The sequence below is a fragment of the Fulvivirga sp. AWR4_260 genome, assembly GCF_056158185.1.
Map to the genome: position 1 here is coordinate 1,184,978 of NZ_JBSWSU010000015.1, position 12,298 is coordinate 1,197,275.

Genomic DNA, 12,298 nt, shown 5'->3' on the forward strand with positions numbered 1-12,298 from the left:
ATTAGTACTCTTTATTGTATGTATTAATACCAAAAGGCCTGTGAATTTGCACAGGCCTTTTGGTATTAATGAATGTATTAGTGGTTCTCAAATAGTTTTGAGACACGCTGCTGCTGTAGATCCCTTTCTTTGGCCATATTTATTAATTGGGTTAGGAGAGGGGTAAATTCAATACCTCTTTCTTTCCACATCATAGGGAACATGCTGCTATTGGTAAATCCTGGAATAGTATTTATTTCGTTGATGAGTATGTTTCCATCTTCTTGTAAGAAAAGATCAACCCTAGCAAAATCTTCACATTTTAGTGCTTGATAACTTTGGATGCTCAGGGCTTGAATTTGCTCAGACACCTGTTGGCTAACCTCTGCAGGCACATGTAGTTTTACGGCATTAGGATCTAAATACTTCGCCTCGTATGTGTAAAATTCATACGCGTCACTTATTTCAATTTCAGCAGGTAAAGAGGCTTGTGGTACTTTGTTGCCCATTACTGAGCATTCTAGCTCTCGCCCTTTTATAAACTGCTCGAAAATTATGGTATTGTCAAATTTGAAAACATCTTCAACTATACTCTGAAATTTTTCTTCGGAGTTTACCTTATGCACTCCTACGGATGAACCAAGGTTTGCCGCCTTTGCCATAAAAGGAATACCGAGTGTAGATTTTAAATGGTTGAAGTCTATAGTCTCTTTGTTGCTATATTCATACGAAATGTACTTGCTAACAGGTATGCCTGCAGACTCAAGTAAGCGTTTAGAATATAATTTATTCATAGATATAGCAGAGCCTAAAACGCCCGTTCCTACAAAAGGAATGCCCACGGCTTTTAGCATTCCCTGAATACTTCCATCTTCACCGTCTGTTCCATGCAGCACAGGGAAAATAACATCAGGGATGAGAAATTCGCTGTTGTTTAAATTATAAAAGCCTTTTTTGTCAGGGTTTAAACTAAGCATTAATTCATCTGAAGAATTGAAATTGTTATCAATTTCAGATTTTAAAAACCATTTTCCACTTTTACTGATTCCTATTAAAAGCGGGGTGTAGATGTCTTTATCTAAAAACTGGTAAACATTTTTAGCTGAGTTAATAGATATGTCGTGTTCTACAGATTTACCTCCGAAGAGGATAGCAATGGTTTGTTTTTCGTTCATTTAAGTATGTATAAAATTAATGCGTACCTTTTAAAACGACTCTTTTAACTTCTGAGTATGAGTCGCTGGTTAACTTTATGAAGTACATGCCTGAGCCTCTACCAGATAAATTTATCTGATAAGTTTGATTTAAGGTGTTGGGGTAGTTGCCTTCATATAATAAGTGGCCTGTGGCATCAATTACTTTGATGTTGGCCAGTTCTTTTTTAGGTAAATCAAACGTGATGTTGATTATACCGCTAGACGGGTTAGGGTATACTTCGTTAATTCCTGATACCTCATAATTAGAGTTGACAAATACAGAAATATCGTCTAGGTAGATATTTCGTCCATTGCCGTTAATATTTCTAAAAGCGATTTTTACCTCGTTTAAGTCGGTAAATTCAGAAATATTGATGTAAACCTTTTGCCAGTCTTCTTTAGTGGGCGTGTCGCTAAAGTCAGCGGTGTGTAAATTATCTCCACCTTCATTATACAATATATAATCGTATGATTCTCCGCAGTTGTCACTGAGAAATACGCTCAATTGATCACTGTCTTCATTGCTGCCCGAGTAAGCTCTACTGAAAGAGAGTATAGCATAAGGAGCTGAGGAGAAATCTAAAGTAGGACTTACTATCCAATCTTCTTGATTTACAGCATTATACCTTGAATTATCTACATAAATAAAAGTGTTGTCTTCTACTTTTAGCGTATCCCAAGTAATGTCTCCATCGTTGTTGGTTACTATCCATTGAGATTGGGCATAGTTTTCGAAATTTTCCTTTATAGGGAGATAATCATTGTTGCTATTGATATAGAATTCATACTGAATTATGTTGTTTTCAGTAATTATGTCTGGTTTAGATGCGGGCGGTAATGCTGATATGTTCAATATATGTCGCCCTTCTCCATACTCAGGGAGCTCAAAGGTGAAAGGAATTACTTCTCCAATGTCTAATGAGTCACCATTGCTTGCTTGCCATTTCAGCTCAGAAACTATAGTAACACTGTCTAACGAGCAAGAAATTGTAAATTCACCCAGTGCCTTAGTGCCTTGGTTTTTGATGTTAAACATAAGTTCTGAAGGATTACAGGCCACTGGCGTAGGTGAGATAATTTGGCTGATGGCCAAATCTGTCTTTTCAGATTTATTTAGTTTAATATTGTCTATGTAAATGTTATTGTCATTGGTGCCTAGAGCAATAAACGAAAGGCTAATTTTTTGTCCCAAATATGCTTGGAGGTCTATTGCATTAGTAGTCCATTCACTGGCTGATGATGGAGAGTAGTAACTAAATTGGGCTATGTTGGAGAGGTCGTCACCTGTTTTAAAGAATAATGTATCAGCGCCATCAAAGTCATCGCCACAGAAGCTGTTAGCTGTAACTAATAGACCTTCGTGATTATTTTTATTGCTATATGCGTAGGCCACATCAAAAAGCAATACAGCAACTTCTGTATCGGTTAAGTCTATGGCAGGAGATCTAAACACATCATAGTCGCCATTATTTTCATAATAACATAGCATTTGCAAAGCACTGGCATGAGACGGATCTGTATTTGATTTTTGCCAGGTAGTTCTGCCATCAGGGTTATAAATTTCCCAGTTGCTAGGTAAGCTATTAAAGTTGATGTCAAATTCTGTTATAGTAACTGGTCGCTTAACCTCTATTGATTTTAGATTGTTGTCTGCGTTGTTATCGGCACCTCCATTTACAGAAGTAATTTCGAAAGAAGCTGTATAATTAGCATTAGATCCGAAGCTGTAATTATTGAAATTGATTGTGCTTGTTTCAAGTGGAGCCAATGTAAGGGATACATTTTTTGATTCAACTAAAGCACCATCTATCTTAAACTCAATGGTGGCAGATGTAATAGTATTAGTACTATAGTTTCGGACTTGTATACTTGGCGTTATCACATCAGAGCAATCTGCTACTTCTGGGGTGAAAAGTTTTCTTATACCTAGATCGTTGGTGGTAGCAACAGGGGCTATACCTCCTTTTGCATTTCTTAAGCTCGCTCTGCGCGGGCTATTTTCTATTACAGTTCTTATTCTTTCTTTCTGACCTTCCGTAAATAAAGACATGCACGCATCTGGGGTGTAATCCATATAGTTTTGATACATATCTACAGAGCCACAAGTTTGAGGGGCTGTAATATCAGGGCATTGCGTATAAGAGGTTTGTTGGTCAGGGGTGTCATCCACATAGTCAGATACGCCACAACCTCCGTCTCCCCAAATATGTCTGAGGCCTAAATAATGTCCTAGCTCATGTGTGGTAGTTCTACCTAGGTCATAAGTGTTAGATAGGTTGGCTGTAGGGTCTTTTTGGATAGAGCCGAAGGCCAAGTAATGAATGGCTAATCCATCGGTTTTTTCGTTGTTGCTTCTGTCTCCAATACCTGCTAATAAATTCGTTTCAGGAAACTGAGCAAAGCCCAAATAATCATTAGCTAAGTTAGCGACCCATATGTTTAAATATTGATCACTAGGCCAATATGATAAGCTTTTTAATTGATAGTTCTCTGTTATGTCCCAGTTTTCTCTTTCTCCATTTGTTCGGGTTATACCATTGGTAGGTAATCCTTCCGGATCTCTTTTCGCTAAGGTGAATTGTAGTTCTACATCTGCTGCGAGTCCTTTAAACTGGGTTATCGTGTTGCTCGCATCAGCGTTCATTTTTCTAAAATCTTCGTTAAGAACATCAATTTGAGATTGGATTTGCGATGCACTAATATTAGAACCCGAACCTATTGCTTCACCTCTATGTATTACATGTACTACCACAGGAATGGTGTAAACAGTAGCGGCTTCTCTGCCTTGCTTCAATCGGGCTCTTCTTGCTACAATCTTTTCATTTAACCACGACTCAAACTCGGCTTTTCGCTGCTCACTATTTTGATTAGGCGAGAGCATTTGTTCGTACTGCACAGTGGCGCAGCGTTGCTGTGCCATTGATGAAAAAGAAATAAAAAGGGCAGAAAATAAAAAACAACCTATTGATAATAGGTTGTGTAAGGTCTTGTTTAACATGATGATAAGTTAGGCTTAGGCTTGCAGATTACATTAAATTATTAGGTAGCTTGGCGGCAGGGTCATCAGGATGAGTGATGTTGACTGCTTCAACAGCTTTTACCTGCGGTACTACTTTTCTAATAGCTTCTTCAACTCCTGCTTTCAGTGTCATGGTAGACATGGGGCACGAGCCACAGGCTCCTAGTAATTCTAGTTTTACCACAAGATCATCAGTTACTTCTAATAGTTTTACATTACCTCCATCAGTTTTGAGGTAAGGTCTAATATTATCTAAGGCTGAATCAATTAGTGCTTTTAATTCATCCATTGTTAATGAATTGGCCGTCTCCATTATGTTATTATACTTTAAATTCTACGGTCTTTGTTTCTGAAAAATTAGCATTTCTTATGGCTACCTCTCTGGCAAGCTTTTCAGCTAACTCAGAAAATGCAGCTTTTGTTACTCCTTCTTTTAATACAGCAGGATAACCACTATCTCCACTCTCTCTAATGCTTTGAACGATAGGTATTTCACCCAGTAGAGGAACATCGAACTTTTCTGATAAGTTCAGTCCACCACCTTTACCAAATATGTAATACTTATTGTCAGGAAGCTCTTCTGGTGTAAAATAAGCCATATTTTCAATTATACCTAATACAGGTACATTAATTTGAGGTTGCTTAAACATGGCTACTCCTTTTACGGCATCAGCTAAGGCCACTTTTTGTGGAGTGGTAACAATTACAGCGCCTGTTACAGGTACTGTCTGCACCATAGTAAGGTGAATGTCACTGGTGCCAGGAGGTAGATCTATGATCAGATAATCTAATTCACCCCAGTCAGTGTCAGAAATAAATTGCTTTAAAGCTGAACTTGCCATAGGACCTCTCCATACGATGGCATCTTCGGCAGGAGCTAAGAATCCAATAGATATTAGTTTTACACCATATTGCTCTAGTGGAATAATTACATTTTTTCCATTTACCTGTTTTACGCCTGGTTGTTCCCTTTCGCAGTTGAACATGGTAGGGACAGATGGTCCAGAAATATCAGCATCAATTAATCCTACTTTTGCTCCTTCTTGGGCTAGTGCCACTGCTAAGTTGGCCGCAACTGTTGATTTACCTACCCCTCCTTTTCCTGATGATACGGCAATTATGTTTTTTACATTGGGCAATAACGGAGAGCTATCTCTGGTTGTAGTTACGTTAGATGACATCTGAACGTCTACTTTTAGGTCTTTATCTACATGCTTATGAATTGCTGCGATACAATCCCTTCTAATGATCTCTTTTAAGGGACATGCCGGAGTAGTCAGCTCTACAGTGAATTTTACAACGTCACTGTAAACTTCAACATCCTTAATCATGTTAAGTGTTACCAAATCTTTTTTAAGATCTGGGTCATTCACTGTAGAAAGTGCCTTAATAATATCTGATTCTGTGAATTTCATTAATGATTCTCCCCTTCCTTTTTCCTTATTTTTAAATGGACTTGCAATTTAGCCTATAACTTTTGCTTTTTTTAATATTTGCATTACAAATTTCTTGTGGTAAAAGCTAAGTTTACTATGTAATTTGTTGAAAATTAAGCTTATATAATACTTAGTTTTACTTTTGTATGCTTCGGTACTTACTTTCATAAAAATACCGTATAAGTTTGCAATACGGATTGAACTTCGTAGAGTTTAGATTAGTTTAATGTATAATAATAAAGGGAAGGATTTTAATTGATTTCGCAAGGTACAATTGACGCTGTTAAAGAGCGTATGGACATAGAGGAGGTGATTTCTGATTTTGTTACTTTAAAACGAAAGGGGCAAAACCTATGGGCATGTTGCCCATTTCATGGTGAAAAAACTCCATCCTTTTCTGTAGCTCCCGCCAAAGGTATATATAAGTGTTTCGGCTGTGGTAAAGCCGGTGATGCCATTTCTTTTGTGGAGGAGCATGATGGCCTTAATTATTTGGAGGCTATCCGCTACTTGGCTAAAAAATATGGAATAGAGATAGAGGAAGAAGCTCAGACAGATGAACAGCTTCAACATCAGAATGAGAGAGATAGCCTGTTTATTGTGCTTAATTATGCCAAAGATTATTATAAGAAGGTATTAAAAACACATGATGAGGGTAAATCTATAGGTCTATCTTACTTTAAAGAGCGCGGGTTTAATGAGAAGACTATAGAGCAGTTTGATCTTGGTTATAGCTTAGACCAATGGGATGGTTTTTCTAAAGAAGCAGTAAAAAATGCTTACAGTGAAGATATTCTTGAAAAAGCAGGGCTTTTAATTAAAAAGGAAGATAAAAAATACGATAGGTTTAGAGGTCGTGTTATATTCCCTATTCATAATGTATCGGGCAAGGTAATAGCGTTTGGCGCGCGTACTCTTAAAAAGGATGCCAAACCCAAATATCTAAATTCCCCAGAAACACAGGTATATCATAAGAGTAAGATACTTTACGGAATTTATCAGGCTCGAAAGGCTATTCGGCAATATGATAATTGCTACTTAGTTGAAGGGTATACTGATGTTATTTCGTTGCATCAATCGGATATAGAAAATGTGGTAGCCTCATCGGGAACTTCCTTAACCGATGATCAGATTAAACTAATCAGCCGTTTTTCTGAGAATATAACGGTACTTTTTGATGGTGACCCCGCTGGTCTTAGAGCTTCTTTAAGAGGTATAGACATGATTTTGGAGGCGGGTATGAATGTACGTGTTGTGGTTTTTCCTCAGGGAGAAGACCCCGATAGTTACTCTCAAAAACTTGGTACATCAGAATTTAAAAAGTATTTAGACGAAAGCTCGCAAGATTTTATTGCCTTCAAAACTTCGCTTTACGCTAATGATGCCGCGCGTGATCCTATAAAAAAGGTAGAGTCTATAAAAGAAGTAGTGGGTAGTATTGGTAAAATACCGGACCCTATTAAGCGCTCAGTTTATATTAAAGAGACTTCTCGCTTACTCGATATTGAGGAATCAGTGCTTTTTTCTGAGCTCAATAAGATTGTAATAGGCACCAAAAAGAAGGTGGAGACCAAGCAGGCTGATGAGCAAGCCAGTGAGGCTGCACTTCAGGAGTTATTGGTAGAAACCAAAACAGAACCAGCTCAAAATGCTGACTCAATTGTTTCTTTGCAGGAGAGGGAGAGTATTAGGCTTCTGATTAACTACGGAGGGCATGAAATAGAAGAAGAATACAGGCTGTGCGATTACCTTTTGGAACAGTTTGAAGGTGTAGAGTTTGTAACTCCCATTTACATAGAAATACTAGAGACTTTTAAAAAGGAACTTGAGCAGGGACGCATTGCTGATGGGCAATATTTTATGCAGAACGGATCTTCTGAAGTTAAAAGTTTAGTAGCTGACCTGATTACTGACAGGCATGAGGTAAGTAAAAGTTGGTTTAATCAATTTCAAATATTTGTGCCAAACGAAAACGATATACTTGAAAATGTCGTATTCACCAATGTACTAAGGTTGAAGTTTAGGGTGGTGCAAAAACTAATAGCTGATAACATGGCTAAATTAAAAGAGGCCAAAGATTTAGAAACGGAAGATAAACACTTTAGAATTCATGCTGAACTGAAAAAGTCAGAAATGGAACTGGCAAAAAGTTTAGGAATAGTAATCGTGAGATAATTAATGTGGAGTGCATTGCGCCTAGGCTAATGGCAATTTTTAAACTCCATCAAAAGATATAATTTTGTTAAAACAAAGAGTTAATGAGTCAGGAAAAAATACAACTAAATACCATTGAAGAAGCTGTTGAAGATATAAAAAATGGCAAGGTAATAATTGTGGTAGATGATGAGGACAGAGAGAATGAAGGTGACTTCATCTGTGCTGCAGAGTGTATTACGCCAGAGATAGTAAACTTTATGGCTACCCACGGTAGAGGTTTAATTTGTACTCCTTTAGTAGAAGAAAGGTGTGAGGAGTTAGGGTTGGAATTAATGGTAGGGAGAAATACGGCCACATTTGAAACTCCTTTCACTGTATCGGTAGATTTAATTGGGCACGGATGTACAACAGGGATATCTGCTCATGATAGATATAAAACGATAAAAGCATTGGCCGATCCGGCTACTGATCCGGAAGAATTAGGTAAACCGGGGCATATTTTTCCTTTAAAAGCCAAAAGAGGAGGAGTACTTAGAAGAGCAGGACATACAGAAGCAGCCATTGACTTTGCAAGACTAGCCGGATTAACACCTGCTGGTGTGCTAGTAGAGATTATGAATGAAGATGGGACAATGGCCCGCCTACCAGATTTAGTGAAGGTTGCAGAAAGATTTGACCTAAAGCTAGTATCAATTAAAGATCTTATCGAATACCGTGTAAAGCAAGAAAGCTTAATAGTTAAAGAGGTCGAAAATGTAAATATGCCTACCGATTATGGAGATTTTAAATTGGTGGCCTATAAGCAAACTAACACAGGTGATAACCACTTGGCGTTAATAAAAGGTGAATGGGATGAAACTGAGCCAGTATTGGTAAGGGTGCACTCCTCATGCGTAACAGGTGATATCTTTGGCTCGTGCCGATGCGACTGTGGCGGACAACTGCATGCAGCCATGCAAATGGTTGAAAAAGAAGGTAAGGGAGTAGTGTTGTACATGAACCAAGAAGGCCGTGGCATTGGTTTGGTAAATAAACTGAAAGCATATAAATTACAAGAAGAGGGGCTAGATACTGTGGAGGCTAATCTAAAATTAGGTTTTCAGATGGACCAAAGGGATTATGGAGTAGGAGCTCAAATTCTTAGAGACCTAAACATTCATAAGATCAGGTTAATATCTAATAACCCTAAGAAAAGAGTAGGGTTAATAGGTTATGGTTTAGAAATAGTAGAAAATGTGGCTATTGAAATAGAGCCTAACGAACATAATGCAGCTTACCTTCAAACTAAGAGGGATAAGATGGGACATCAGATTCTAAAAGAAAAAAAATAAAGTGCGGAAACTCTTTCTGTGTATAATATTCATTTTAAGCATGGCTTTCGAAGGAAAATCTCAAGATTTTCCTTCGGAGTTGTGGCACGATGGGAAGCTGATACTGGTAGAAGGAGATACGTTAATAGGGGCCATAAAATATAATCTGGAAACGGATCTTGTTTTATTCAAAGATCGAAGGCCCACTATTCAAACCTATACAGCACGTAAAGTGCTATATTTCGAAATTTTTGACCAAACGGTCAATCAATATCGTGAGTTTTACTCCCTACCTTATGACCTTAACGGTAAAAATTACGATGTACCTATTATTTTTGAAGTCCTTTTTACTGGTGAAAAATTAACACTACTCTGCCGAGAACATATAGAATATCAGGTAATAAATAATCCTTATAATTCGCTGAGTAGTTACAGTAGGCAGGTGCTGGTGTATGATTATTACTTTCTAAAGCCAGAAGGAAGAATAGTTAGCTACAGTGGCAAGAAAAAAGATTTGATTTATTTAATGCCAGACCGGCAAGATTTTATAAAAAAATACATCAAAGAAAATAAGGTTAAGACAGATACCCGATTGGGGCTTATCGATATAATTAAATATTATAATTCACTTTTTGATCAATTATAACTACGCATATTTTACATGAAAAAGCCATTAATACTAGTTTCTAACGATGACGGAATCACTTCCAAAGGAATAAGAACCTTAGTGAATGTAATGAAAGAGCTAGGGGAGGTAGTGGTAGTGGCTCCTGATGGTCCACAGTCAGGAATGGGACATGCTATAACCATCGGAAATACTCTGAGGCTGGAGAAAGTAGATATTTTCGAGGGAGTAGATGCTTACGAGTGTTCAGGTACGCCTGCAGATTGTGTTAAAATTGCCAAGCATTATGTTTTAAAAGACCGCAAGCCAGATTTGGTGGTTAGTGGTATTAATCATGGGAGTAATACTTCTATAAGCGTGCTTTATAGTGGCACCATGTCCGCAGCTATTGAAGGGGCTATCGAAGGACTTCCCGCTATAGGTTTTTCATTGTGCGATTTTAGCTCTGATGCTGATTTTAGTCACGTTGAGTCTTTTGTAAAGCAAATAGCTACAACAGTTTTAGATAAAGGAGTACCTAAAGGAGTAGCCTTAAATGTGAATTTTCCAGCAAAACAAAACTCAGAAATAAAAGGTGTAAAGATTTGTAGACAGGCTAGAGCTAAGTGGCAGGAGGAATTTGAGCAGCGTTTTGATCCTCATGGAAGAAAGTATTTCTGGCTTGCAGGAAACTTTGTGAATCATGATAAAGGTGAGGATAATGACGAATGGGCTATAGCTAATAATTATGTTTCTATTGTGCCGTGTTTGTTTGATTTAACCGCTCACCATGTGGTTACTTCCTTAAATGAGGAGTGGGAATTTTAGGCTAGAAAAAAATATTTAAAAAAAATAAAAAGCAGGGGTTACCTACCTCTGCCTTTTATTATTAAGCTTTACAAGAGTTTAATTCATTTTAAAAGTGTCTCAATAGTATTTTTTAGTCTCAAGAGTTTCATTTTTTCAACTACAATCTGTAAAAAAGATTGCTTAAGCTGTTGAGACACTTTTTTCCTTCCTTCTAAAGCACAGAATTAATAACAATAATCAATTAGATATAGTTTTCCTTTTATAAAGCTTTTTGAGCTTTCAATGGTAGGTACTACTGAATGGTGAAAAATAATAAATGGGAAACTCCTATTCTAGAAGTTAATCATATACTTAATGTATAGGTTTACAGCAGGTTCAGTATTGTCAAACGCGCGGCCATATCCTGGAATAATAAAGGTTTCTATGGGCTCAAACTTTTTGTAGTCGTTCATTATTCTTAAGCTGAAGTTACCACCAGCAATAAAATTACTGTCAGTTAATTTTTTTTCTGAGCCTATAATAATTTCAAACCAGTTTGCTGACAGGTCTTTTCTAGCATATGCTTCTTTGAAATTACTCCAAAGCGAGCTGTTTATTTCATAGCTTCCCGATTCTTCAAATTGGCTAATGCCATAACGAGCTCCAACATATAATTTATTCGAATTATCAATGGGGAATAAATAATTGAACCCAAACCTAGCATAAATACCTTTGCTATTATATTCGCCATTTTCAATCATATTGGCAGGCGATAAGTTGCCACTTCCTCCTTGTGCTACTATCACAAACTTGTTTTTCATTTGAAAAGCAATGCCTGCTTCAAATTTACTTTCAAACTCTGTAGGTATAGTGAATATTTTACCATAATCAACAAATAGCTGGAGGCCTGATTTTACTTTTATTTGGGCGGTGTCTAAGATTGCTGATTTAGTATCGGATAATTCGCTTGAATATTGAGTGATTTCAGGTGCCTTTGTAATGTCAGACGAATCTTTTTCAATTATGGGAGCTTCACTTTTGGGTACAGTATCTATAGCCACTACCGTGGTGTTTTGTAAACTATCTGCTGATTGAGCTAATGAAGCTTGATATGATATTAATATAATACTAATAATAAATAATAGCCGTGCACTCATTGCTCTCATTGTTGTTTGTGGTAGAATCTTTTCTTATGTATATCAAGCTATCGTAGAAACTTAAATTTTCTTCAATCAGAAAGTTATAAGCCAATTTTTTTATTTTTCGCTCTTCTTCTACAATTGATGTGGTATAGGTGGCTTTGATTGGAAACAGGGTGTCATTTAAGTATACTCTGTATTGACTGATGTTTTTGTTGAAGTTTAAGTCAATTTTAAAAATATCAGAAGAATCTCCTGCGGTGTACGAAATCTGGTCGCCATCATCTCCTAGAGACACGATTTGATTAACGTACGTTTCTCCGGAATTGAGCGTGGTTAACAAGTTGGTGTTAACTTGTCTATCTAGGTTTAAAGAAGTTCGTATTGCGTTGAGAGAATCTTTTTGCTCCTGATAATCTTCATCATCATTCGTGAGAGTGTCATAGTTAAAGATTTCTGCATCTATTTTACTGATTAGCGTATCAATATCGGCTATAGCACCTTCAACAGAGTCTGCTCTGCTGGCATTTATTATTTGTAAGTAGAAAAAGGGAGCCGTATTACTAGTGTCTATTTCATTTTCATCACAGCTGAAAAAAAAGAAACACATCAAGCCAATGAGTGAATAGGCAATAGATTTAGATAGATTCTTCATAAAGTAATGCAAAA

At 37.1% G+C, this 12,298-nt stretch carries 10 protein-coding genes; 4 read left to right on the forward strand and 6 right to left on the reverse strand.

The window, feature by feature from the left end:
• Positions 1-77 precede the first annotated feature (77 nt).
• The 4 genes from ACXACQ_RS11555 to ACXACQ_RS11570 all read right to left on the reverse strand — a co-directional run bounded on the left by ACXACQ_RS11555 (position 78) and on the right by ACXACQ_RS11570 (position 5,609).
• Positions 78-1,154 carry a D-alanine--D-alanine ligase family protein gene (locus ACXACQ_RS11555; protein ID WP_474976104.1) on the reverse strand — a complete coding sequence of 359 codons (1,077 nt, stop codon included), beginning with the start codon at positions 1,152-1,154 and terminating at the stop codon, positions 78-80.
• A gap of 16 nt (positions 1,155-1,170) precedes the next feature.
• The gene (locus ACXACQ_RS11560) at positions 1,171-4,095 is read right to left on the reverse strand and encodes a choice-of-anchor J domain-containing protein (RefSeq protein WP_474976105.1); all 2,925 of its coding nucleotides are present in this window, start codon (positions 4,093-4,095) and stop codon (positions 1,171-1,173) included.
• 106 nt (positions 4,096-4,201) lie between these two features.
• A complete protein-coding gene (locus ACXACQ_RS11565) occupies positions 4,202-4,507 on the reverse strand; it encodes a NifU family protein (protein WP_474976106.1) in 306 nt (101 codons plus the stop codon).
• A 7-nt stretch (positions 4,508-4,514) separates the two neighbouring features.
• Entirely contained in the window at positions 4,515-5,609 is a 1,095-nt protein-coding gene (locus ACXACQ_RS11570) for an Mrp/NBP35 family ATP-binding protein (RefSeq protein WP_474976107.1), read from the reverse strand.
• Between the two features lie 276 nt (positions 5,610-5,885).
• On the opposite strand from ACXACQ_RS11570, the gene dnaG reads away from it, so the two are divergent.
• The 4 genes from dnaG (at position 5,886) to surE (ending at position 10,529) form a co-directional block, all read left to right on the forward strand.
• The gene (gene dnaG / locus ACXACQ_RS11575; RefSeq protein WP_474976108.1) at positions 5,886-7,805 is read left to right on the forward strand and encodes a DNA primase; all 1,920 of its coding nucleotides are present in this window, start codon (positions 5,886-5,888) and stop codon (positions 7,803-7,805) included.
• A gap of 83 nt (positions 7,806-7,888) precedes the next feature.
• Positions 7,889-9,118, forward strand: coding sequence for a bifunctional 3,4-dihydroxy-2-butanone-4-phosphate synthase/GTP cyclohydrolase II (locus tag ACXACQ_RS11580; protein WP_474976109.1), 1,230 nt, complete (start codon positions 7,889-7,891; stop codon positions 9,116-9,118).
• Positions 9,119-9,158: 40 nt separating this feature from the next.
• Positions 9,159-9,743, forward strand: a complete 585-nt coding sequence (locus ACXACQ_RS11585; RefSeq protein WP_474976110.1) for a hypothetical protein — start codon at positions 9,159-9,161, stop codon at positions 9,741-9,743.
• A gap of 15 nt (positions 9,744-9,758) precedes the next feature.
• A complete protein-coding gene (gene surE / locus ACXACQ_RS11590) occupies positions 9,759-10,529 on the forward strand; it encodes a 5'/3'-nucleotidase SurE (RefSeq protein ID WP_474976111.1) in 771 nt (256 codons plus the stop codon).
• A gap of 314 nt (positions 10,530-10,843) precedes the next feature.
• Here the strand turns inward: surE and ACXACQ_RS11595 are convergent, their stop codons facing one another.
• Positions 10,844-11,656 (reverse strand): DUF6048 family protein, encoded by an 813-nt coding sequence (locus ACXACQ_RS11595; RefSeq protein WP_474976112.1) that lies wholly within the window; start codon positions 11,654-11,656, stop codon positions 10,844-10,846.
• Positions 11,619-12,284: a hypothetical protein gene (locus ACXACQ_RS11600; RefSeq protein ID WP_474976113.1), complete on the reverse strand. Its 666-nt coding sequence runs from the start codon at positions 12,282-12,284 to the stop codon at positions 11,619-11,621. The genes ACXACQ_RS11595 and ACXACQ_RS11600 overlap by 38 nt, the downstream gene beginning before the upstream one ends.
• Positions 12,285-12,298 lie beyond the last annotated feature (14 nt).